General features: G+C 71.0%; 17 protein-coding genes. 7 read left to right on the forward strand and 10 right to left on the reverse strand.

Translation table 11 applies throughout. The annotated features are described in order from the left end of the window. Nucleotides 1–221: 221 nt before the first annotated feature. The 6 genes from RKD23_RS14380 to RKD23_RS14405 all read right to left on the reverse strand — a co-directional run bounded on the left by RKD23_RS14380 (nucleotide 222) and on the right by RKD23_RS14405 (nucleotide 8269). On the reverse strand, nucleotides 222–1271 hold the full coding sequence (locus RKD23_RS14380; protein ID WP_424854046.1) for a BMP family lipoprotein: 1050 nt from the start codon (nucleotides 1269–1271) through the stop codon (nucleotides 222–224). Between the two features lie 770 nt (nucleotides 1272–2041). Further along, nucleotides 2042–3271 carry a M20 family metallopeptidase gene (locus RKD23_RS14385; RefSeq protein WP_424854047.1) on the reverse strand — a complete coding sequence of 410 codons (1230 nt, stop codon included), beginning with the start codon at nucleotides 3269–3271 and terminating at the stop codon, nucleotides 2042–2044. Between the two features lie 299 nt (nucleotides 3272–3570). Beyond that, the gene (locus tag RKD23_RS14390) at nucleotides 3571–4635 is read right to left on the reverse strand and encodes a hypothetical protein (RefSeq protein WP_424854048.1); all 1065 of its coding nucleotides are present in this window, start codon (nucleotides 4633–4635) and stop codon (nucleotides 3571–3573) included. A gap of 54 nt (nucleotides 4636–4689) precedes the next feature. After that, entirely contained in the window at nucleotides 4690–5628 is a 939-nt protein-coding gene (locus tag RKD23_RS14395) for an N-acetylneuraminate synthase family protein (RefSeq protein WP_424854049.1), read from the reverse strand. A 14-nt stretch (nucleotides 5629–5642) separates the two neighbouring features. Beyond that, nucleotides 5643–6869, reverse strand: coding sequence for a cytidylyltransferase domain-containing protein (locus tag RKD23_RS14400; RefSeq protein ID WP_424854050.1), 1227 nt, complete (start codon nucleotides 6867–6869; stop codon nucleotides 5643–5645). A gap of 110 nt (nucleotides 6870–6979) precedes the next feature. After that, a complete protein-coding gene (locus tag RKD23_RS14405) occupies nucleotides 6980–8269 on the reverse strand; it encodes a DUF6716 putative glycosyltransferase (protein ID WP_424854051.1) in 1290 nt (429 codons plus the stop codon). A 198-nt stretch (nucleotides 8270–8467) separates the two neighbouring features. On the opposite strand from RKD23_RS14405, the gene RKD23_RS14410 reads away from it, so the two are divergent. From RKD23_RS14410 to RKD23_RS14420, 3 genes are all read left to right on the forward strand, one after another. Then, nucleotides 8468–9454 carry a glycosyltransferase family 2 protein gene (locus RKD23_RS14410; RefSeq protein WP_424854052.1) on the forward strand — a complete coding sequence of 329 codons (987 nt, stop codon included), beginning with the start codon at nucleotides 8468–8470 and terminating at the stop codon, nucleotides 9452–9454. Next, nucleotides 9454–10782: a polysialyltransferase family glycosyltransferase gene (locus RKD23_RS14415; RefSeq protein ID WP_424854053.1), complete on the forward strand. Its 1329-nt coding sequence runs from the start codon at nucleotides 9454–9456 to the stop codon at nucleotides 10780–10782. The genes RKD23_RS14410 and RKD23_RS14415 overlap by 1 nt, the downstream gene beginning before the upstream one ends. Nucleotides 10783–10923: 141 nt before the next feature. Beyond that, nucleotides 10924–11910 carry a hypothetical protein gene (locus RKD23_RS14420; RefSeq protein WP_424854054.1) on the forward strand — a complete coding sequence of 329 codons (987 nt, stop codon included), beginning with the start codon at nucleotides 10924–10926 and terminating at the stop codon, nucleotides 11908–11910. A gap of 31 nt (nucleotides 11911–11941) precedes the next feature. Here the strand turns inward: RKD23_RS14420 and RKD23_RS14425 are convergent, their stop codons facing one another. Further along, nucleotides 11942–13342, reverse strand: a complete 1401-nt coding sequence (locus RKD23_RS14425; RefSeq protein ID WP_424854055.1) for an FAD-dependent monooxygenase — start codon at nucleotides 13340–13342, stop codon at nucleotides 11942–11944. A gap of 94 nt (nucleotides 13343–13436) precedes the next feature. Between RKD23_RS14425 and RKD23_RS14430 the strand changes: the two genes are divergently transcribed. Next, nucleotides 13437–14108 carry a TetR/AcrR family transcriptional regulator C-terminal domain-containing protein gene (locus RKD23_RS14430; RefSeq protein ID WP_424854056.1) on the forward strand — a complete coding sequence of 224 codons (672 nt, stop codon included), beginning with the start codon at nucleotides 13437–13439 and terminating at the stop codon, nucleotides 14106–14108. A gap of 7 nt (nucleotides 14109–14115) precedes the next feature. On the opposite strand, the gene RKD23_RS14435 is transcribed toward RKD23_RS14430, so the two are convergent. Further along, nucleotides 14116–15264, reverse strand: a complete 1149-nt coding sequence (locus RKD23_RS14435; RefSeq protein WP_424854057.1) for an acyltransferase family protein — start codon at nucleotides 15262–15264, stop codon at nucleotides 14116–14118. A 203-nt stretch (nucleotides 15265–15467) separates the two neighbouring features. Here RKD23_RS14435 and RKD23_RS14440 point away from each other — a divergent pair, with 203 nt between their 5' ends. Continuing rightward, the gene (locus tag RKD23_RS14440) at nucleotides 15468–16973 is read left to right on the forward strand and encodes a glycosyltransferase family 29 protein (protein ID WP_424854058.1); all 1506 of its coding nucleotides are present in this window, start codon (nucleotides 15468–15470) and stop codon (nucleotides 16971–16973) included. Then, nucleotides 16970–19315 carry a glycosyltransferase gene (locus RKD23_RS14445; protein WP_424854059.1) on the forward strand — a complete coding sequence of 782 codons (2346 nt, stop codon included), beginning with the start codon at nucleotides 16970–16972 and terminating at the stop codon, nucleotides 19313–19315. The genes RKD23_RS14440 and RKD23_RS14445 overlap by 4 nt, the downstream gene beginning before the upstream one ends. A 53-nt stretch (nucleotides 19316–19368) precedes the next feature. On the opposite strand, the gene leuE is transcribed toward RKD23_RS14445, so the two are convergent. Further along, complete coding sequence (leuE, locus tag RKD23_RS14450) at nucleotides 19369–20025, reverse strand: leucine efflux protein LeuE (protein WP_424854060.1); 657 nt, start codon at nucleotides 20023–20025, stop codon at nucleotides 19369–19371. 55 nt (nucleotides 20026–20080) lie between these two features. Beyond that, the gene (locus RKD23_RS14455; protein ID WP_424854061.1) at nucleotides 20081–21661 is read right to left on the reverse strand and encodes an acyl-CoA mutase large subunit family protein; all 1581 of its coding nucleotides are present in this window, start codon (nucleotides 21659–21661) and stop codon (nucleotides 20081–20083) included. 191 nt (nucleotides 21662–21852) lie between these two features. On the opposite strand from RKD23_RS14455, the gene RKD23_RS14460 reads away from it, so the two are divergent. Further along, on the forward strand, nucleotides 21853–22668 hold the full coding sequence (locus tag RKD23_RS14460; RefSeq protein WP_424854062.1) for a L,D-transpeptidase family protein: 816 nt from the start codon (nucleotides 21853–21855) through the stop codon (nucleotides 22666–22668). Nucleotides 22669–22704 lie beyond the last annotated feature (36 nt).

Genomic DNA, 22704 nt, shown 5'->3' on the forward strand with positions numbered 1-22704 from the left:
GCAGATTAACGCGCGTAGACCTACCTGAAAACCCCTTCTGTCCACCTTGTTATGCGCCCGTGGCCAACGTAACTCCACGGTCCGCCGGGGGCTTGCCGAACGCAAAGGGAGGGTGGCGGTGCGTGACGCCGCCCGGGGGCCTTCCGGTACGCCGAAGCGGGCGGGTACGCCGTCGTACCCGCCCGCTTCGGCTGTCGAGGGCCCGTTGGCCCGACCGGGTGCTACTCGGTCTTGACCTTGATCGAGCCGCTGATGATGTCTTCCTTGGCCTTGTTCACGGCGTCCGCGAGGCCGGGGATCTTGGCGTACTCGGGGTTGCTCTCGGAGAGCCCCACGCCGTTCACCTTCAGGTCGAAGGTCTGCACGCCGGTGAGCGGCTTGCCGTCCTCGACGGACTTGGCCAGCGCGTACACCGCACCGCCGACGTCCTTCAGGGCCGAGGTGAGGATGTAGTTCTTGTACGCGGCCAGCGCCTGCTGCTTGTACTGGTCGGAGTCGACACCGATCGCCCAGACCTTCGCCTTGGCGGCGGCCTCGATGACGCCCTGACCCGACAGACCGGCGGCCGCGTAGAGGACGTCGGCCTTCTTCTCGATCTGGCCCTCGGCGGCGGCCTTGCCCTTGTCCGGGCTGGAGAAGCCGCCCTCCTCCGCGGTCTGCGTCAGGTACTGCGAGACGACCTTGACCTTGCCGCCGCTGGTGTCCTGCACGCCCTGCTTGTAGCCGGCCTCGAACTTGTGGATCAGCGGGATGTCCACGCCGCCCACGAAGCCGACCGTGTTGGTCTTGGTGGCCTTGGCCGCCGCGACGCCGGCGAGGTAGGAGGCCTCCTGCTCGGCGAAGACGAGGGAGGCGACGTTGTCGCCCTCGACCACGGAGTCGACGATGCCGAAGGTGGTGTCGGGGAAGTCCTTGGCGACCTTCTCCATCGCGGGGCCGTACACGAAGCCGATGCCGATGACAGGGTTGTAGCCCTGCTTGGCCAGCGTCCTCAGACGCTGCTCCTTGTCGGCGTCCGTCTCGCCCTCGGTCGGCTCGATGTCGGCGGTCTTGTAGCCGAACTCCTTCTTCGCCTTCTCCAGGCCGGCGAACGCGGCGTCGTTGAAGGACTGGTCGCCCTTGCCGCCGATGTCGTACGCGATGGCGAGGCCGAGGTTCTCCTTGTCGCCGCCGTCGCCGCCGTCGCTGCTGGTGCCGCCGCAGGCTGTGGCCGCGAGCGCGATCGACGCGACTCCCACCGCGGCGCGGGTCAGTTTGGATATCCGACGCATCTGAAGTTCCCCATTCTCCAAAGCCCCGCAGTGGGCGCTCGGTTCGGCGCAGATTAACGCGCGTAGACACTCCTGGGAACGGGGTTCCGCGCGGCCGTTATCCATTCGTGCCGATGGCTGTTACGCCCCGGTGAACGACTGGTCCGAAAGGGACACGCCACCCGCACACGGCCCAGGCTGCCCCGCCCCTCAGCGGGCTGCAACCGGAACCGGGCATCCGAGCGGCGTGGCCCTGCCCGTTCCCGCCGTATGCGACCGCGGGCCGTCGTCGGCCGATCGCGCAGTTCCCCGCGCCCCTGAGGGCATGACCGCCAGCCCCGTACAACCGCAAGCAGCCGCGACCGGAGGGCAATGCGGCCGCGGCCGCGAACGGCGGGAAGGCATACGAACGGTCGGCGGCGGCCAGTCGCGAACGGCGGGGCGGGACGGAGGGCTATGCGGCGAGCCGACGTACGGCCGTAAGCAACCGCGGGCGGTGAGCGATGCGGCCAGTCGCGGACGGCGGGGGGACGGGGCGGATGCGGTCAGCCGCGTACGGCCGTAAGCAAGCGCGGACGGTGGGCGATGGGGCCAGTCGCGGACGGCGGGGAGGGGACGGGACGGGGGGTTGTCCGCCCGCAGCGGCCGGCGGAAACCCGTTCCACCCCTGTGGGCAACCAGATCGCCGGACCGAGGACGGACAACCCCCCGGCCCGGCCCCGGCCCACCCACACACCGGATGCGCTACAGCAACCCCCACCGAAGCCGCGCAGGCCGCCGCAGGCATCCCCCTACGACGGATCGATCAACGCCGCCGCGGTGAACAGCTCCACGCCCACCCCGATCGCGGACTCGTCCACGTCGAAGTCGCCTTGGTGCAGGTCACGCACAGTCCGCTCACCCGGCGGCCGGACGCCCAGCCGGGCCATGGCGCCGGGCACGTGCTCCAGGTACCAGGAGAAGTCCTCGCCCCCGAGGCTCTGCTCGGTGCCCTCCACCGACTCCGCACCGCGCCGGGCGATCATGGCGTCGCGGAGCAGGTCGGTGACGCCGGGGTCGTTCACCACCGGCGGCACACCGCGGACGTAGGTGATCTCGGACTTCGCGCGGTGCAGGTTCGCCACCTCGTCGATCGCCGCGACCACGATGTCCGGCGCCTGCCGCCACGCCTCGATGTCCAGGCACCGCACGGTCCCGGACAGCTCGGCGTGCTGCGGGATGACGTTCGGGGCGTGCCCCGACTCGATGCGCCCCCAGGTCACGGCGAGACCGGCACGCGTGTCGACGCGCCGGCCGACGATGGCCGGCACATCGGTGACGACGCGCGCGGCGGCGGTCACCAGGTCCGTGGTGAGGTGCGGACGCGCCGTGTGCCCACCGGGCCCGTCCAGCGCGATCTCCAGCCTGTCGCACGCGGAGGTGATCGCCCCCTGCCGCAGCCCGATCCGCCCGGCATCCACCCGAGGATCGCAGTGCACGGCGAGAATCCGCTCGACCCCGTCCAGCGCCCCGCACTCGATGGCGTCCGCGGCACCCCCGGGCAGCACCTCCTCGGCAGGCTGGAAGATCAGCCGCACGGGCCGCGGCAGCAGCCCCCGCTCGTGCAGTGAAGCCAGCACGAGACCGGCCCCGAGGACCACGGTGGTGTGCACGTCATGCCCACAGGCGTGCGCCCGATCGGGCACGGTCGACCGGTAGGCGCACTCCGTCTTGGCGTCAGGGATGGGCAGCCCGTCGATGTCGGCCCGCAGGGCGAGCATGCGAGGCCCGCCGTTCCACACACCGCCCTCGACGCCGATGTCGCACACGAGCCCGGTCCCCACGGCCAGCACCCGCGGCTTCAGGCCCGCCTTCTCCAGGCGCTCCTTGATCGCGGCGGTCGTACGGAACTCCTGGTTGCCCAGCTCGGGGTGCATGTGCAGATCGCGGCGGAAGGCCACGAGCTCGGCACGCAGCGCCTCGGGAAGCGTGCCGGGAAGCACGGCTTCCCCGGGAGGAACGGCCTCGGACTCTAGGGACATCAGTTGCTTCACCCTCTGGAGGGTAGGACGCCCGGACGGCCGACTGACACGCGATCAACAAAAGTTCAGCCCGTTAGGGGAAGAAAATCTGACCGCCCAAGGCATAGCTGTGGTTTCGGCTGGGTAAACTCGCCCGGCTTCACCACCGGCGAAGCAACAAACTCCGCAGCGAGCGACCCTCTCCTTCCACGGATACCACGCGACGCCCGACCGACGCCGAAGTGTTCACCTGTCGGAACGGGACTCTGTGAGGTCGCACACCGGCCGGGCCCGAGGCGGCCCGCCCAGGGAGGACGACGTCACACCGCCGCGACCGCCGCCAGCCTGTGCACATCGCGCGCCGACCCCGTCACCCCCGACAGAAAACCCTGGGCGCGCGGCGAGGCCGTCCGGGTGAGCCAGCTGGGATCGATGTCACACACGGAGACACGGACGTCGGTCCCCACGAGGGCCAGCGGAAGCGTGTGGACGACGGTGGACGGAAAGCTGAGGATCGTGCGGCCGATCGGACCACGGCGGGCGATCAGCTCCAGCGGCAGATCCGGCCGGACGACCTCCAGGCCGGTCTCCACGGCGAGCCGGTGCAGCTTGTCCGCGCTCTCCCGGCGGTGGGCGAAGTAGCGGGTGGCGCCGTGGGCCTTCGCCAGGCCCGAGACCGCCTGGAGGTAGCGGTCGCCGTCGACGACGCCGGTCTCGACGAGGGAGGTGCCGACCATGTCGGCGCCCTTGGTGATGCGGGGCGGCCCGAAGCGGGAGCGGGTCCAGGCGAAGTCGTTCGCGGACACGGTCACCCCTTCCGGCACCTCGTCGATCGGCATCGAGGAGAACACCGCCACCCGCCGGCCCTCGACCGGCGTGAGCCGGCGCCGGGCGGCCGAGGACACCGGCGCGAAGACCAGGTCGCGAGGGCCGGGCCGGCTGCCCTTGCGGTGCCAGCGCACCAGGCGCTCCCCGCGGGCGAGCTGCCCGACGAACTCCATCGTGGCCGTGCCGTCGTCGACGACGACCAGGTCACGGGTCCGGGTGATGGTGAGCAGCAGCTGGACGTAACGGGAGAACGGGTCGCCCATCACGATCCGCTCGGCCCGCCGCAGGGGGCCCATCAGGCCGCCTATGGTCTGGAAGGGCGCGGTGGCGCCGCCGCGCGCCTCCTCCCAGCGGACCTGGTGTCCCTCCTCGCGGGCCAGCTCGGCCATCCGGCGGAGCTGGCCGCGGGTCATCGGGTCGACGGGCGAGAGGACCACGAGCGTGAGCCCCGCGCCGGGCGCATGCGCGTGCGCCCATTCCAGTACGTTCAGCAGCTGTACCGGGCTCTCGACGAAGGCGAGAGTGCGGGGGCCGGTGTTCCCGGCGCGGGGGCTCATCGGCGTCACGACCGTCCCGTCATGAGGAGCAAGGAGGGGGTTTGCGGACCGGGGTCAGACCGAGACCGGCTCGCCCGCGGCGGCGGCGATCTCCGCCTCGGCGACGACACCGGAGACGCGGCGCAGCTTCTTCATCGGGCCGAGCTCGGAGTCGTAGACCTTCTTGACGCCGTCACCGAGGGACGCCTCGATGGTGCGGATGTCGCGCACCAGGCGCGTGAGGCCCTGCGGCTCGACGGAGGCGGCCTGGTCGGAGCCCCACATGGCGCGGTCGAGGGTGATGTGGCGCTCGACGAAGACGGCGCCGAGGGCGACCGCGGCCAGGGTGGTCTGCAGGCCGGTCTCGTGGCCGGAGTAGCCGATCGGGACGTTCGGGTACTCCTTCTCCAGCGTGTTGATCACGCGGAGGTTCAGCTCCTCGGCCTTGGCGGGGTAGGTCGAGGTGGCGTGGCACATGAGGATGTTGTCGCTGCCCAGGACCTCGACGGCGTGGCGGATCTGGCGAGGCGTGGACATGCCCGTCGACAGGATGACCGTACGGCCGGTGGCGCGCAGCTCGCGCAGCAGCTCGTCGTCGGTGAGGGAGGCGGAGGCGACCTTGTGGGCGGGCAGGTCGAACTTCTCCAGGAAGGCGACGGCCTCGGTGTCCCACGGGGACGCGAACCAGGCGATGCCCTTCTCCTTGCAGTACTCGTCGATCTGGCGGTACTCGTCCTCGCCGAACTCCACGCGGTGGCGGTAGTCGATGTACGTCATCCGGCCCCAGGGGGTGTCGCGCTCGATGTCCCACTGGTCGCGCGGGGTGCAGATCTCCGGGGTGCGCTTCTGGAACTTGACCGCGTCGCAGCCGGCCTCGGCGGCCACGTCGATCAGCTTGAAGGCGTTCTCCAGCTCACCGTTGTGGTTGATGCCGATCTCGCCGCAGATGTAGACCGGGCGGCCGGGGCCGACCTCGCGCGAACCGAACGTACGCAGACGGGAGTTGGTGCTCATGGCGAAAGGTGTCCTTACTGGGAGGGGGAGTCGAGAGAGGGTCCGAGAATCCAGCCGGCGATCTCTCGGATCGCGCCGTCGCCGCCGGGGAGGGTGGTGACCGCGCGTGCGGCGCCGCGTACGACGTCGTGGGCGCTCGCGACCGCCACGGGCCAGCCGACGAGGGCGAAGCACGGGAGGTCGTTGACGTCGTTGCCGACGTAGAGCACGCGCTCCGGCGCGATGCCCTGTTCCTCGCACCACTGCTTGAGCGCGAGGTCCTTGCGGTCGATGCCGTGCAGCACGGGCAGCTTGAGCTTCCGGGCGCGGGCGGCGACCACAGGGTTCTGTTCCGTGGAGAGGATCAGCATCTTCAGGCCGCTCCTGCGCAGGGCGGCGATGCCGAGGCCGTCTCCGCGGTGCACGGAGACGAACTCCTTTCCATCGGCGTCGATCAGCACCCGGTCATCGGTCTGGGTGCCGTCGAAGTCGAGGACGACGGCGTCGATGTCGTCGTGGGCGGGCAGCGCGCCGGGCCGGTCCGCGTCGAACAACGGGGCCAGCGCGCGGGCCCGCGCGAGGTCGTGCGGGTCGTCGATCTCCAGCACACGGGCCGGGTCGGTGCGGACGAGTTCGGTGCGGCCGAAGAAGCGGTGGCCGTGGGTGCGGAAGCCGGCCGCGTCCATGGCGTAGGCGGCGCCGGTCTCCAGGTAGTCCTGGGGCCGGTCCTGGCGGCGTGGACGGTAGGCCTTGTCGTGGTTGACGCCCACGCCTCCGTCGAGGTCTTCCTGGTCGCGCCAGACGAACCCGTGGAAGGGCGCGACGGTGACCGCGGTGTCGGCGCCCGCCTCCACGACGGCCGAGGCGACCCCGTCGACGTCCTCGCGCACCACGAACGGGCTGGTGCACTGCACGAGCAGAACGACATCGACCGGGGAGCCGTGCAACGCCTCATGGGCGTCCATGGCGTGCAGGACGGCGGCCTCGGAGGTGGCGGTGTCCCCGGCGATGGCGGCGGGCCGCAGCACGACCTCGGCCCCGGCCTCCCGGGCGGCGGCCGCGATGGCGTGGTCGTCGGTGGACACGACGACATCGGTGACGTGCCGCGCCGCGAGACACTCCCGCACGGCCCGGGCGACCAGGGGGATGCCCCCGACAGGCGCGAGATTCTTGGCGGGCACGCCCTTCGAGCCTCCCCGGGCGGGGATGACGGCGAGCACGCGCCGCATGGAGGCGTGGCTCCCGGTCTCCGGGCTGGACATATGAACTCCTTGGCGGGTGACGTCCCTAAGGGGCGCGGGGCTGTGTCGATCTGCGGCTCCGCCGCGGGGCGCGACCAGCCCCGACGGCGCGGCAGACGAAGAACGGGAGCTCACAACTCCCCCATCCGCCGGATGACGGGCGCCACCCGCTGCACCCCGTGCCGGTAGGCACCCCGCGCGGCCCGCCGCACGATCTGCCGAACAGCCCCCGGTTCCTTGTCGTGCGCAGGAGCCCCCGGCAACGGCGCCCCGTCGGGCCCGAGATGGTGACGGGCGAGAATCCCGGGCAGATAACCGGGCGCGGTGGCAGGCGTGTAGTACGGCGTGAGAGGTGCGAGCGGCTGCGCGAGCAACTGGGCGATCCGCTCACGGGCGGCATCGAACGCCCCCTCGGTGGCAACTCCCTGCCGGGCGACCCACTCCGGGTCCGGCACCGGCCGGAGGCCCTCGTCGAGCTCGTCCCAAGAGGCGAGGCACCCCGACCCCACGAAGTGATGGTTGCCGAGCACCTCCCGGACCCCGAGGTCGGTCAGCACGACAGTGGGGATACGGCGGTGGAGGGACTCCAGCGCGGCCGTGGAGCTGATGGTGACCAGCAGGTCGGTCCGGTCGAGGACCTCGCCCATGTTGCCGTAGACCAGGCGGAAGTTGGCCGGCAGGTCGAGCTTCTGGGCCAGCTTCTGGTAGGGCAGTTCCTCGATGTGGGTGGTGTGTTCGCCGGGCCGGGAGCGCAGCTTGAGCAGCACCTCGCGGTCGGGGTGCAGCCGTGCGTGCCGGACGAGCCGCTCCAGCAGGTACGCCCGGTCCTTGCGGCTGTCCGGGACGGACGGCTGGGCCGCGAACACCACGGTGTACGGGTCGTGTCGGCCTTCGTACGGGGCCCCGCCGAGGAAGGGGAGCGCCACCTCGGTCACGGAGCCGGCGTCGGCGCCGACTCCTTCGTAGACCGCGCGGAACCGCTCGGCGTCCTGGCGGGAGTTGGCGAGGACGAGGTCGGCGCCGTGCCGCAGGAGGAGGCCGTCGGTGAGCTTCTCGTAGACGACGCCGACATAGCCGGTGACGACGACGGGCCGCCGGGGCCGGTCCTCCCACACCCGCTTGAGGCCGTGCAGCATCGCCTGCACACCGCCGCCGACGAGGGAGAGCACGACGACGTCGTACGGCTCCTGCGCCATGGTGTGCAGGAACTCGACGGCCGTGACCTCCTTCAGGGAGTCGGCGCGCACGCCCACCTCGGCGAGCTGGCGTGCGGTCGGGGTGGCCCGGCCGCGCAGCAGGAAGCCGTCGAGGACGGGGGTGCCCGGGGAGATACGGGCCGCGGTCAGCGCGCCCCATTTCCATCGGGTGTCCGAGTCCGCGAGCACGGCGATCCGTGGGGGCTTCGTTGTACTTGGTGGCACGTCCAAGACGCTAGGAACGAATTCCGAGTTGCGGCCCAACCGCGACTCAACAAAAAGTTAACAGCAGCCCACCGAGAGCCGAACTGGCTTGTCGGAAGGGGAAAAGTACAGGGGGTGCACCGTTCCGACACATTGAGTTCACTGCCTGTATGCCCGGCGGAAATTTACGCAGCGGGGCCGCCTTCTAGGCTTTCGCAGGTGCCCAAGCTTTCCGTGATCGTGCCGTTCTACAACGTCCAGCAATACGCGCCGGACACGCTCAGAAGTCTTCGCAGGAACGCGCGGAGCGACTTCGAATTCGTGTTGGTGGACGACCATTCCCAGGACGAGACTCCGGCCATTCTCGAGCGTGCGGCCGAGGAGCTGTCCGAGGTCGCCCAGGTGCGGTACGTCCGCCATGAGGTGAACGGCGGTCTTGCCACCGCGCGCAACACGGGTCTGGACGTGGCGAGCGGCGAGTATCTGACGTTCCTGGACGGCGACGACTGGCTCGCCCGAGGCTACCTGGCCGAGCTGCTGGCCGCTCATGAGGAGCTGGGCTGCGACTTCGTGCGCACCGACCATGTCCAGGCCACGGCCCGCGCCCGGACCGTGCACCGGGCGCCGGTCGGCCCGCGCGGGCAGGTGCTGGACCCGCGCGCGGCGATCCTGCCCGCCGACCGCTCCACGTCGGTGGACTACGCCTACGCCTGGGCCGGCTGCTACCACCGCCGGCTCCTGGACCGGGGCCTGCTGCACTTCACGGACGGGCTGCGCACCGCCGAGGACCGGCCGTGGATCTGGAAGCTGCACCGCGAGGCGGAGTCGTTCGCGGTGCTGAGCCTGCTGGGGGTGTTCTACCGGCGCGGGGTGGCCACCTCGCTGACGCAGATCGGCGACATGCGCCAGCTGGACTTCATCCGCGCCTTCGACCAGGTGATCGAGGAGACGGCGCAGGACCCGGACGCCGACAGCCTCCTGCCGAAGGCGGTGCGCACCTACTGCGCGATCATCGCCCACCATCTGTCCGACGAGTCGAAGTGGGAGCCGGCCGTGGCGAAGGAGCTGCGGCTGCGGAGCGCCGCTGCCATCAAGCGCATGCCGCAGGACGCGCTCGGTGACGTGCTCGACACCATGGACCTGAACCGCTCCACCCAGCTGCGGCGGCTGCGGCGCCGGGCCTCCAGCACGAAGGCGGCTGCCTGATGTCCCGTACGACCCGGATCTTCTGCGCCTCCACGCTGTACGGCGCCGCCACGCTGGCCGCCGCGCTCGACGCGGGCTGTTTCACCGACGCGGACCGCCGGGTGCTGCTGGTGTTCAACAACGCCGCGAACCCGGAGACCACGCCCGCGGTCGACGAGATGCCGGGCTTCGAGCAGCTGCGCGACCACTTCGACGAGGTGCTCTCCTTCAACGAGGCGATCCGTCCGTTCCATCCGGGCGCCTGGGTGCCGCGCGCGGACGACCTGCCGCTGTTCGAGCGGTATCTGCGGCTGCTGTGGGGGCTCGGCGAGGACCGGGTGGAGCTGGTCCTGGAGTCGATCCAGGTCAGCCCCGCGCTCACCCTCGCGCAGATCTTCACCGGGGCGCCGGTCGACGTCTATGCCGACGGCCTGATGAGCTACGGCCCCACCCGCAACAAGATCGACCCGCTGGTCGGCACGCGCGTGAGGCGGCTACTGCATCTGGACCTGGTGCCGGGTCTGACGCCGCTGCTGCTGACGGAGTTCGGCGTGCCGGCGCAGGTCGTGCCGACGCCCGCGTTCCTGAAGGTGATGAGCGGCCTGACCGCGGCTCCCGAGGAGCTGCCGGAGGTGCCCGAGGGGGCCGCGCTGCTGCTGGGCCAGTATCTGTCCGCGCTGAACATCCTCTCCGCGAAGGAGGAGGAGGAGCTGCATGTGCGGATGGTGCGGGGCGCGGTGGCGCGCGGGCACCGGGCGGTCGTGTTCAAGCCGCACCCCACCGCGCCGGCGAGCTACGGCCGGGCCCTGGAGACCGAGGCGGAGCGGCTCGGTGTCGAACTGACCGTGGTGGACACGCCCGTGCTGGCCGAGGTGCTGTTCGAGAAGGCGCAGCCCGCGCTGGTCGTCGGCTGCTTCTCGACCGCGCTGTTCACGGCGTCCGCGTTCTACGCCCTGCCGGTCGCCCGGATCGGCACCGAGCCGCTGCTCGACCGGCTGACGCCGTACCAGAACAGCAACCGTGTCCCGGTGACGCTGGCGGACGCGCTGCTGCCGGACCTGGAGGCCGAGGGCGGCGACACGCTGGCGCAGGAGCAGCTGACCGGGCTGGTGGAGACGGTCGGTTTCACCATGCAGCCGCAGATCCTCGGCGCCCTGCGCCCGGCGGCGGAACGGTTCCTCGCCGAGCACCTCGGGGCGCGCACCCAGCGCTACTTCAAGCGCCGCCGGCTGACCGTGCTGGGCCTGCCGGGCGGCATTCCGCAGCGGCTGTCGTTCCTGCCGCGCAACGCGACCGCACGGCGGGTGGTGCGGCGGGCGAAGGCCCTGCGCAAGGCGGTCCGCCGGTAGGCCAACCGCGGGTGAATTACGAAGGGACGCCAAGGAAACAGCGGTCAACCCTTGGGTTCACTCATCGATTCCATGGTGGGGTGACGTTCGTGACCCTAGGATCACACAACGCGCCGCCCCAACCGACCCCGTGAGGCCTCCATGTCGAACCTGGCCCGGCTCTACCCGCTCCTCGACGACGTACAGCTCCCGGACGATCTGCCGTACACGCAGTGCAGCACCTGGGAGCTGAAGTTCCTCTACCTGCTGGGGCGGCATCACCTCACGGGGCAGGACCGGATCGTCGAACTGGGCGCGGGCGGCGGCGGATCGACGTACGCGCTGGCGCTGGGGCTGCACGAGAGCCCGGTGTTCGACGAGAAGACGGGACGGCTGCACGCCTACGACTTCTTCCGGGTCGGCAAGGGCACCTTCGCCAGCGAGAAGTTCTTCACCTCCGGCAAGGCGCCCGAGGGCGGCAACTCGTTCCTGGAGGAGTTCAAGGGCCGCCTGGAGCCGTTCCTGCCGTTCCTGGAGATCCACGCGGGCGACCTGTGGCAGACCTCCGACCCGGACGACCGCACGCCGGTGGAGTTCCTGCACATCGACATCGCCAAGACGGCCCGGGTCTTCCGGTGCGTCAGCGAGCGCTTCCTGACGCGCCTGCGGCCCGGCTCGGTCGTGCTGCACCAGGACTTCGCCGGACCGCGCCTGCCCTGGCTGCACCACAGCACCGGCGCCCTGCTGCCCTACATCGAGCTCGCGGGCCCGCCGATCCGCTCCACCCTCGCCTTCGAGGTGGTCCGCCCCATCCCCGAGCACGTCCTGAAGGCCATCAGCGAGGACTCCTTCTCCTACGACGAGAAGCTGCGGCTGATCTCGGCCGTGCAGGAGCGCGTCGACCGCGACCACACCGGAGGTATCCCCTTCAGGTCCGTACTGGAGCTGGCCAAGGCGTACGTCGCCCACTACGAGGGCCGGCACCGGCAGGCCTGGCAGCTCACCAAGCCGCTGCTGGACGACGAGTACCTCGCCCGCACCCGCGCCGACCACTTCGAGCAGCTCAGGAAGGCGTACGAGAAGGACCGGGCGGAGAAGGGCGGCGGCGCGCTGTTCACCCGGCTGGTGCGGAAGGTCGCGGGACGCTGAGAACGCGCCTTCGCCAAGTGGCGCGCCCGCCCTACTTGTTCACGCCCACGCGCTGGGCGTACTCCGTCAGCCCTGCCGCCGTCTCGCCCACCCAGCCGACGTACCCGTCGGGGCGGACCAGGAACACGCCCCTGCCGTAGGCCTCGTGCGCCGCGATCCGGGTCTCGGGGACGCCGAGCGGAGGGAGAGCGGCGTCCGTGCCCACCGCGAGCAGGGTCCAGTGCGGGCCCCGGAAGGCGTCGAAGAGCCGTGCGCCCGGGGCCGCCTCCCCGTCGGGTGCGCGGTCGCCGGCGCGGACCGTGCCGGACGGGGCCGTGCGGGTGTCCTCGCTGAGCGGGGAGTCCGGGTAGCCGAGGCCGAGCTGGCTCGTGGCGGCGCCGCGCCGGGTCTCGCCGCGGTGGATGCGGGTGGACAGGCCCAGCATGTCCGCCGCGACCGGGCGGCGTTCGGCCTCGTAGCTGTCGAGCAGCGCGGCCGGCGCGCCCTCGCGCAGTACGGCGCCCAGTTTCCAGCCCAGGTTGTAGGCGTCCTGGACGCTGGTGTTGAGCCCCTGCCCACCGGCCGGTGAGTGGACGTGGGCCGCGTCGCCCGCGAGGAAGACCCGCCCCGCGCGGAAGCGGTCGGCCAGCGCGGCCCTCGGCCGGAAGTCCGACGCCCAGCGCACCTCGGTCACCTGCTCGGGCGCCAGGTGCGAGCGCGACGCGACGAGCTTGCGGATGCCGTCGAGGCCGAGGTCGGGGGTCGCGTCCTGCGGGAGCTGGGCGACCAGCTGGAAGTCGTCCGTACCGGCCAGCGGGCACAGCGCGAGATAGCCCTCGCCCTCCGCGGACGGCGGGAAGAGGTGCCAGTACTCCCGCCCGAGGCCGCTCACCCGCACGTCCGCCACCAGCGTCGGACGCGGATCGACGCTCTCGCCGGTCATGGGGATGCCCAGGGCGCGGCGCAGCACCGAGCGGCCGCCGTCGGCGGCGACGGCGTACCGGGCGCGGACGGGCTCGCCGGAGGCGAAGTGCACGGCGACGCCGTCCGCGTCCTGGTCGAGGCCGACGGCCTCGCGGCCGAACTCGACCCGGCCGCCGAGTTCCTCCAGGCGGCGCAGCAGGATCCGCTGGGTGCGCCACTGCGGCACCATCCATGGGCCGAGGGGGCCCTCGGTGATCTCCGCCGGGTCGACCAGGTGGTGCTCGCCCACCTGCTCGCCGTCCCGCCAGATCATCCCGACGGGATACTCGCCGCCCGCCGCGCGGATCGGCTCCAGCACGCCGAGGTCGTCGAAGACCTCCATCGTGCGCGGCTGGAGGCCCTTGCCGCGTGAGCCGGGGAACAGCCCGTCGGCCTTCTCCACGAGGAGGGCGTCCACGCCGCGCCGGGCGAGGTCGATGCCGAGGGCGAGGCCGGTCGGCCCGGCGCCCACGATCAGAACGTCCCGCATGATCAGCTCCCTTAACGCTGTTAAGTGCCCTGTGGGGACAGCATGCCCTTAACGCTGTTAAGGAGGCAAGGGGGAAACCGATAGGTTGGGGAGCGTGACTACCGAACGCCGGGCCCCGCTCGACCGCGGCCGCGTCGCGGACACCGCCCTGAAGCTGCTGAACGAGGTCGGCCTGGAGGGGCTCACGCTGCGCGCCATCGCCAAGGAACTGGACGTCAAGGCACCCGCCCTGTACTGGCACTTCAAGGACAAGCAGGCGCTGCTGGACGAGATGGCCACCGAGATGCTGCGCCGCATGGCGGCCGAGTTCACCGACCGCGCCGACGTCCCGCCGCAGGAGTGGCGAACGGCGTTCTTCCGCATGATGAGCGGCCTGCGCGAGCACCTGCTGCGCTACCGCGACGGCGCCAAGGTCTACGCCGGAACCCGCTTCACCGACATGTCGTACGCCGAGCCGATGGAGGCCAGTCTGCGCCTGCTGACCCAGGCGGGCTTCACCCCGGCCGCCGCCGCACGCGCCTGGTTCACGGCGTACAGCTACACCATCGGCTACGTCATCGAGGAGCAGTCCATGGGCCCGGACCCGGCCACCGGCACCGGGGGGTACGACCTCCAGGCCCGCGCCGAGCGCCTCGCGGGGCAGCCGCTGGCCGCCCAGGCGGGCCACGAGATGTTCCAGCGCCGCGACGAGGGCTTCGCGGCCGGTCTGCACGCGGTGATCGCGGGCATCGAGGCGACCTTGCGGAGCGACCCGGCCGCGAAGTGACTCCTGCTCAGCGGGACTTGGCCAGCGCGTCGCGCAGCAGCGGCGTCCCCCGGCGCTCCACGAACCGGTTGAACAGCCACGCCAGCAACAGCATGCACGCCAGGGTCGAGGCCAGCGTCGCGTAGGCCGGCAGGCCCAGGTGCCGGTGGAAGACCTCCACGGCGACCCAGCCCAGATGCTCGTGCACCAGGTAGAAGGGGTACGTCAGCGCGCCCGCGAACGTCAGCCGGCGCCAGTCGGCCCGGCGCAGCCAGCCCAGCGCCACGGCGAGCACCGCGAGGAAGCCGAGGGTGACGATCGCGATGATGACGTACGCCGAGCGGTAGGAGAAGTGACCGGGGCCGGGCCGGTGCCACAGCTCGGCGACCGCGTAGTGCTGCCCGGTCAGCCAGCTCACCGCGACGATGCCCCAGGCGGTGACGTCCCGGCGGTCGCGGTACAGCAGGTAGATGCCGATGCCGCCGACGAAGAAGGGCGCGTGCTCGGGCATCAGCACCAGGTCGAGCAGCGGCTCGTTCGCGGCGTCCGCCACGGCCGCGGCGAGCGTCCACGCCGCGCAGAACATCACGACCCGCCGCCGGGAGGCCCCGGGCAGTACGACGCACAGGGCGAACAGCGCGTAGAAGCGGACCTCCACCCACAGCGTCCAGCACACCCCGAGCACCCGGTCGGCGCCGAGCGGCTGCTGAAGCAGCGTCATGTTCACCAGCGCGTCGCTGGGCGAGACCGCGTCGTACGCCACCACCGGCAGCGCGAACACGGCCGTGACGAGCACGACGGCCACCCAGTACGCGGGCATCAGCCGGGCCACGCGCGAGGCGAAGAAGGACCGCAGCGGGCGGCCCCAGCCGCTCATGCAGATGACGAAGCCGCTGATGACGAAGAAGACCTGCACACCGAGGCAGCCGTAGGCGAACCAGGAGTGCAGCGTCGGGAACTGCGTACTGGGCGAGGAGCCCCAGGCCCGCGTGATCTCACCGCCGCGGCCGCCGTAGTGGTAGAAGGCGACCATCAGCGCGGCCAGCAGCCGCAGTCCGTCCAGGGCGCGCAGCCGTCCGCCGGAATTCCGCGCCGCGGGCGCGCTTTCGCCGCGGGGTTCCTTGAGTGCGGACGCGACGGAGTGGGGCGCCGGAGTGCCGACGACCGTTTCGGTCATGGGGCCATTCCTCAGTCACCGGATGGGTCAACGCGCCAACCCTAGAGGCGAATCCGAGGAATTCCGTTCGACGGAAGCACCATTTGCCCGACGGTCCCGAGCGGTTCACCTGCTGGTCGCATTGGTTTCTTACTGTTCTCCGACCTTCACCCATGCTTCGGCATCTTCTTGCCTTCTTCGCCATTTCCCAGAGCAGGAGCACCATGACGAGGGTTCGCAGCAGATGGTCACGTCCCCGGACCGGGGACCTGGCATCCGCGCCCACGGACGCCGGCCCGCCGACCGCCCAGGTCACCCCGGCCGAGCTGGACGACTGTCTGCGCGCGTGCGCCGTGCACAGCGGCAAGCTCGTCGGGAGCCTCGACTCCCGGCGCATCGCGCTGGCCGAGCAGGTACGCAAGCTGCTCGCCCTGTGGGCGCAGACACAGGTGCCCGCCCCCGCACCGGCCGGCGCGGGCGGCCTCATCCGGCGCGGCACCAGGCCCGCGAGCACCGGCATCGGCAACGACCTCCTCGACGCCCTGCTCGCGGTCGGCAACAAGGCCCTGGACTGCGGGTACGACGACGAGCTGAACCTCGCCCTGCTCATCAGCGACACCGTCCTGACCCAGCGCAGGAACTCCCGCGCCGGCTGGCGGCTGCGCGGCCGGCTGCTGGAGGCCATGGGCCGTCCGGCCGCCGCCGTCGAGGCCTTCGACCGTTATCTGGAGCTGACCGACGAGGACGGCTTCGGCGTGCGCGCCAAGGTCACCGGCATCCGCGTCGCCCAGGACAAGCGCGCCGAACTGCTCGGCCTGCTGCTCCGTACGGTCCCCGCCGCCGAGCGGTTCACGGCGGCCCCCGCCACGGACACCTGGGCCGACGGCCTCGCCGCCCACGCCTCGGGCGACTGGGAGAGCGCCCGCGCCCGCCTCGTGGGAGCGCTTGTCGCGATGGACCGCGCCGAGGCGCCCGAGCAGGAGTTCCAGGAGGCCCTCGCCCACTACCTGGACCTCGCCACCACCGACCAGGTGCGGCCCACGCCCGAACTGACCGAGCTGATCACCCTGTTCGCCGAACAGCGCCGCAACCGCATGCGCGGCCCCGTGGCCGACCCGCTGTACGGAGGCGTGCAGTGGCTCAGCCTCGGCGAGTTCCGCAACCGGATCGCGGGGAAGTCGATCGCGCTGATCGCCAACTCCGGCAAGGTCGGCGAGAGTTCGATGGGCGCCGAGATCGACGCCTACGACCTGGTCGTACGCTTCAACTCGTACCGGATCGAGCCCGCGCACACCGGCCGCCGTACCGACATCCACGTCACGATCCACAAGCACGGCTTCAACTGGGACAAGCACGTCGACACCCGGCTGATCTTCGGCGGCATCTCCGCCGACTGGAAGCACTCCCTGCGCACCCGCCTGGTGCCCGGCGCGCAGAAGTACCTCGGCGACGAGACGCTGCGCTGGCCCGTGCGGAACATCGGCCGCCTCGGCACCGACCGCTGGCCCGCCATCCCCACCAGCGGCTTCAACACGCTGTGGCTGCTCGACTTCCTCGACGTCAGTCCCACCCTCGACCTGATCGGCTTCGACTTCTACGAGTCCGGCGCCTACCGCGTCGACGCCGCGATGAAGATGCCCATCACGTCCGTGCACGAATACACCAGCGAGAAGGCGTGGGTCATGGAACGGGCCCAGAGCGTCTCCGGCATGAGGATCTCCCTGCGATGACCGCGACCACCACATCAGCCGCGCCGACCATCACCTCCGCCACCGCGGCCCCGGCCACCGACGCCCGCGCGCTCACCGGCAAGCGCCGCATCGCCTTCGCGAGCTTCGTCGACGAGAACTACCTGCCCGGCTTCCTCGCCCTGCTGCGCTCGCTCGCCCTGTCCAACCCGGGCGTGTGCGAGGACTTCATCGTCCTGCACGACGACCTCAAGCCGTCCTCGGTCGCCCGGATCCGCGCCCTGCACCCGCGGGTCGACTTCCGCCGCGTCGACGCCGACCACTACGACACCTACGCCAAGGGCGACCAGGACAACTACCTGGTCCGCAAGGCGTACTTCATCCTCGACGTCTTCCGGATCCGCGACTATGACACCGTGATCACCCTGGACACCGACATGGTCGTCCTCGGCTCGCTCGCGGAACTGCTCTCCCTGCGCGAGGGCCTGGCCGCCGTACCGCAGTTCTTCTACGGCCAGCACAAGCTCAACTCCGGCCTGCTCGTCATCCAGAAGGAATACCTCAGCGACGCGTTCTACGCGAAGATCGACAAGGTCGGCCGGGAGGGCTCCTACGAGCTCGACAAGCACGACCAGGGCATCCTCAACGCCGTCCTGGACGGCGACTTCGTGCGCCTCGACCCGAAGTACAACTTCGTCAAGCGGCGCCTGTCCGGTGACCTCGACGTCCCCGACGACACCGCGATCCTGCACTTCACCGGCCGCCACAAGCCCTGGCAGGGCGGCGAGGCCGGCTACACCAAGGCGCAGGAGCGCTGGCGCGACTTCGAGATGAGCGACGCCGCGCTGCAGTCCGCCTACCTCTCCCGCGGCGGCGGGAACCTCCACCGCGACCTGCTGGTGCACTTCGGCACCCCGTACGTGGAGCGCACCGGGGACGTCGACACCGCCCGCCGGGTCGCCCACGCGCACATAGCGAACGGTGACTTCCAGTCGGCCGTCGACATCATGGAGCGCGTCCGCCTCCCCATCGACGAGGCCTGGCCGCACGAGGTGTACGGGCACGCCCTGATGAGCGTCTCCCGCTACGCCGAGGCCCGCGCCCAGCTGCTGCTGGCCACCGCCGCGCCCAACCGCGCCGCGACCGCCTTCGCGCGTCTCGCCCAGATCTCCTGGGTGCACGGCGACGACACCTCCGCTCAGCAGTACGCGCTGCAGGGCCTCACCGTCGACCCCACGCACCGCGCCAGCCGCGTCTGGCACCAGCGGGCCACCGGGGTCCCCGCGCAGGCGCAGGGCAGTGCGGGCGAGCAGCTCGCGCACGTCGCCTTCTACATGGACCGGCAGGGCAACGCCGGCGACAAGCTGCTGCCCGAGTCCGTCCGGCTCGCCTTCGACCCGGACACCACCGGCCGCCGCTGGCACTCCGTCCACGCCCACCGGCTGTTCGACGAGGCCGCGCTGGAGCGGGTCAACGCCCGCCGCGGCCTGGTCATCGGCGGCGGTGGCCTGTTCATCCCGGACACCATGCCCAACGGCAACAGCGCCTGGCAGTGGAACGTCCCGGACGAGATGCTGGAGCGCATCGACGTCCCCGTCGCGGTGTACGCGGTCGGCTTCAACGCCTTCGACGGGCAGTCCTACCGCGCCCAGCGCTTCCGTGAGTCGCTGCGCAGGCTGGTGGAGAAGTCCGCCTTCTTCGGGCTGCGCAACCACGGCTCGATCGAGAAGGTCCGCGCCATGCTCCCGGCGCACCTGCACGACAAGGTCCGCTTCCAGCCCTGCCCCACCACGGTCACCCGCCAACTGGTCGCGAACTGGCAGGACCCGGCGACGCGCGACGACACGATCCTGATCAACGCCGCCTACGACCGCGCGGGCCTGCGCTTCGGCCACGACTACGGCTACTTCCTCGCCCAGATGGCCAAGGCCGTGCGGGACCTCGGCGCGCTCGCCGAGGTGCAGATCGTGGCGCACTCCCTCGACGACGAGAAGCTCGCCTTCGACCTGCGCCGCGAGCACGGGATCTCGCTGCCGGTCGTGCCGCTGTACGACTTCGACAACGACGGCATCCGCGACCTGTACGCCCGTACGAAGCTGGTCATCGGCATGCGCGGCCACGCGGGCATGATCCCGTTCGGCTGCGGCACGCCCATCATCAGCCTGATCTCGCACCCGAAGATGGCGTACTTCCTCGCCGACATCGAGCGGCCCGAGTGGGGCGTGTCGGTCCACGACCGCAACCTCGCCGCGGTCCTGGTGGAGCGCGCGCGGGACCTGCTCGCGGACCACGCCATGACGGTGGCCGACGTGCACGGCAGGCAGCAGGAGCTGTGGAAGATCACCCAGGCGAACGCGGCCGAGCTGCGCACGATCCTGGGCTGACCACCGCCCGTGGTGTGAGCCGGGCCGGTCGGACGGCCCGGCTCACACCACGGCTACGCGCTCGCCAGCGACAGCTTCACCGCGAAGCCCAGGAACAGCGCGCCCGCGGCCGAGGTGGCGCCCGCCGCGAGCCGCCTGCGCCGCCGGAAGGCGTCCGCCAGGCGGGTGCCGCCGAATATGAGAAGCGACAGATACAGGAAGCTGGCCGTCTGGAGCAGGGCGCCGAGCACGACGAAGGACAGGGCCGGGTAGGCGTAGTCCGGGTCGACGAACTGCACGAAGAAGGAGATCAGGAACAGGATCGCCTTCGGGTTGAGCAGCGAGACCACCAGCGCCCGCCGGTAGGGGCGCTCCTCCCCCGGCTCCGTCGGCGCGGCCACGGCCTGCACGGCCGCCCGCTCACCGCGCGTCTTCCACATGGCCCACGCCGAGCGCAGCATCCCGTACGCCATCCAGCCCAGGTACGCGGCACCGGCGTACTTCACCACCAGGAACAGCAGCGGTGTCGTGGTGAGCACCGAGGCCGCCCCGAGCGCCGCCAGTGTCATCAGGATCGTGTCCCCGGTGAACACCCCGGCCGCCGCCGCGTAACCGGTGCGCACGCCCTTGCGGGCGGCCACCGAGAGCACGTACAGCGAGTTGGGGCCGGGGAGGAGGACGATCAGGACGAGTCCTGCCAGATAGGTGGGGAGATCGATGACGCCGAACATGAGAAGGAGTGTCGCACGGGGGTACGACACTCCTTCTTCGGCGTCCGTCAGTCGGTCAGAACGCGTCGGTGGGCACGTACGTCCCCCACACTTCGCGCAGGGCGTTGCAGACCTCGCCGACGGTGGCGCGGGCCTTGAGGGCGTCCTTCATCGGGTACAGGACGTTGTCCTCGCCCTCGGCGGCCTTCTTCAGGGCCTCCAGGGCCGCGTCCACCGCCGCCTGGTCGCGCTCGGCACGCAGCCGGGCGAGGCGGTCGGCCTGCTGGGCCTCGATCGCCGGGTCCACACGCAGCGGCTCGTAGGGCTCTTCCTCGTCGAGCTGGAAGCGGTTGACGCCGACGACGACACGCTCGGCGGAGTCGGTCTCCTGCGCGATGCGGTAGGCGTTGCGCTCGATCTCGTTCTTCTGGAAGCCGTGCTCGATCGCGGTGACCGCGCCGCCGAGGTCCTCGACCTTCTGCATCAGCTCGACGGCGGCGGCCTCGACCTCGTCGGTCATCTTCTCGATGACGTACGAGCCCGCGAACGGGTCGACCGTGGCCGTCACGTCCGTCTCGTACGCCAGCACCTGCTGGGTGCGCAGCGCGAGCCGGGCCGACTTGTCCGTGGGCAGCGCGATCGCCTCGTCGAAGGAGTTCGTGTGCAGCGACTGCGTGCCGCCGAGCACGGCCGCCAGGCCCTGCACGGCCACGCGGACCAGGTTGACCTCCGGCTGCTGCGCGGTCAGCTGCACACCCGCCGTCTGCGTATGGAAGCGCAGCATCATCGACTTCGGGTTCTTCGCGCCGAACTCCTCGCGCATCACCTTCGCCCAGATCCGGCGGGCCGCGCGGAACTTGGCGACCTCCTCCAGGATCGTCGTACGCGCCACGAAGAAGAAGGACAGGCGGGGCGCGAAGTCGTCGACGTCCATGCCGGCCGCGACCGCCGTACGCACGTACTCGATGCCGTCCGCGAGGGTGAACGCGATCTCCTGCGCGGGCGAGGCACCCGCCTCGGCCATGTGGTAGCCGGAGATCGAGATGGTGTTCCACTTCGGGATCTCGGCCTTGCAGTACTTGAAGATGTCCGCGATCAGGCGCAGGGAGGGCTTCGGCGGGAAGATGTACGTCCCCCGCGCGATGTACTCCTTCAGCACGTCGTTCTGGATCGTGCCGGTCAGCTTGTCCGCGCTGACGCCCTGCTCCTCCGCGACGAGTTGGTAGAGGAGCAGCAGCAGGGCGGCGGGGGCGTTGATCGTCATCGACGTCGACACCTTGTCCAGCGGGATCCCGCCGAACAGCACCCGCATGTCGTCGACCGAGTCGATCGCCACACCCACCTTGCCGACCTCGCCCGAGGCGATCGGCGCGTCCGAGTCGTGGCCCATCTGGGTGGGCAGGTCGAACGCGACCGACAGACCCATCGTGCCGTTGGCGATCAGCTGCTTGTAGCGGGCGTTGGACTCCGACGCCGTGCCGAAACCGGCGTACTGGCGCATCGTCCACGGACGCCCCGTGTACATCGACGGGTACACGCCCCGCGTGAACGGATACGCACCCGGCTCACCCAGCTTCTCCGCCGGGTCCCAGCCCTCCAACGTGTCCGGCCCGTACACCGGCTCGATGGGCAGTCCGGACTCCGACTCGCGTGCCATGGTGTGCCTCCGCGTAGCTTCATTACTCGCCAGTACAAGCCGACCCTCGCCACGGACTGTAGCGGCGGCCGTGCACTCCGGTGGAGGGCCCCAGGCTGGGACCTTGCTCACAACGATGCCGTGCTGTTCGCAACCCGTCACGTGCGGGGAGACATCTCAGGGGGCATAGGGGTACCGATCGGGGGTGCGGGATGCGGGTTCCGGGGTTGCGGAGCGTGGTCGTCGCGGTGGCGGCCGTCGTCGCGGTGGGCGGGTGCCGGGCGGAGGGGGGCCGGCAGGGGCACGGGGGTCCGCCCGTGAAGGTCACACGGACCGGGCAGCCCTCCTCGCCCGCGCCGGACGACAGGCCGGAGGACAAGCCGAAGGCCCCCGCCCCGCGGGTCCTGTGGTCGCGCGGCGCCGACGGGCGCGACGTACGGGAGATCCAGGCGCGGCTGCGGCAGATCGCGTGGCTCTTCGAGGGGCCGACCGGGACGTACGACGCGGCGACCGAGGAGGCGGTGAAGGGGTTCCAGGGCAAGCGCGGGCTGCCGCGCACCGGGGCCGTGGACACCGTCACCTGGGAGCGGTTGCTGGGAATGACCCGTGAACCGGGGCGCTGGGAGCTGTATCTGATGGGGGGCCAGCCGGCCGACGCGCCGGACGCGCGCTGTCTGACGGGCCGCGTGCTGTGCATCAGCAAGGAGAGCCGGACGCTGCGCTGGATGGTGGACGGCCGGACCCTGCTGACCGTGCCGGTGCGGTTCGGCTCGGAGTACACACCGACCCGGGAAGGTGTGTTCCAGGTCTACTGGAAGTCCCGGCACCATGTATCCACGCTCTACGACTCCCCGATGCCGTACGCGATGTTCTTCAGCGGCGGCCAAGCGGTGCACTACTCGGCCGACTTCGCGGCCCGTGGCTACGCGGGGGCCTCGCACGGCTGCGTCAACGTACGGGACGAGGCGGCGATCGCGGATCTCTTCGCCCAGGTCGACAACGGCGACAAGGTCGTCGTGCACTGGTGAGGCGGGCCTGCGCGAGGCGAGACGTGTGTGGGGCGC

It is taken from the genome of Streptomyces sp. SAI-170, from assembly GCF_049739565.1.
Taxonomy (GTDB): Bacteria; Actinomycetota; Actinomycetes; order Streptomycetales; family Streptomycetaceae; genus Streptomyces.

Coding starts and splice junctions, on each gene's coding strand:
- RKD23_RS14425 (WP_424854055.1), bottom strand. CDS start 13,342: ATGCGGGACGTTCTGATCGTGGGCGCCGGGCCGACCGGCCTCGCCCTC.
- RKD23_RS14380 (WP_424854046.1), bottom strand. CDS start 1,271: ATGCGTCGGATATCCAAACTGACCCGCGCCGCGGTGGGAGTCGCGTCG.
- RKD23_RS14455 (WP_424854061.1), bottom strand. CDS start 21,661: ATGGCACGCGAGTCGGAGTCCGGACTGCCCATCGAGCCGGTGTACGGG.
- RKD23_RS14385 (WP_424854047.1), bottom strand. CDS start 3,271: ATGTCCCTAGAGTCCGAGGCCGTTCCTCCCGGGGAAGCCGTGCTTCCC.
- RKD23_RS14395 (WP_424854049.1), bottom strand. CDS start 5,628: ATGAGCACCAACTCCCGTCTGCGTACGTTCGGTTCGCGCGAGGTCGGC.
- RKD23_RS14445 (WP_424854059.1), top strand. CDS start 16,970: ATGACCGCGACCACCACATCAGCCGCGCCGACCATCACCTCCGCCACC.
- RKD23_RS14435 (WP_424854057.1), bottom strand. CDS start 15,264: ATGACCGAAACGGTCGTCGGCACTCCGGCGCCCCACTCCGTCGCGTCC.
- leuE (WP_424854060.1), bottom strand. CDS start 20,025: ATGTTCGGCGTCATCGATCTCCCCACCTATCTGGCAGGACTCGTCCTG.
- RKD23_RS14400 (WP_424854050.1), bottom strand. CDS start 6,869: ATGTCCAGCCCGGAGACCGGGAGCCACGCCTCCATGCGGCGCGTGCTC.
- RKD23_RS14390 (WP_424854048.1), bottom strand. CDS start 4,635: ATGAGCCCCCGCGCCGGGAACACCGGCCCCCGCACTCTCGCCTTCGTC.
- RKD23_RS14460 (WP_424854062.1), top strand. CDS start 21,853: ATGCGGGTTCCGGGGTTGCGGAGCGTGGTCGTCGCGGTGGCGGCCGTC.
- RKD23_RS14440 (WP_424854058.1), top strand. CDS start 15,468: ATGACGAGGGTTCGCAGCAGATGGTCACGTCCCCGGACCGGGGACCTG.
- RKD23_RS14415 (WP_424854053.1), top strand. CDS start 9,454: ATGTCCCGTACGACCCGGATCTTCTGCGCCTCCACGCTGTACGGCGCC.
- RKD23_RS14420 (WP_424854054.1), top strand. CDS start 10,924: ATGTCGAACCTGGCCCGGCTCTACCCGCTCCTCGACGACGTACAGCTC.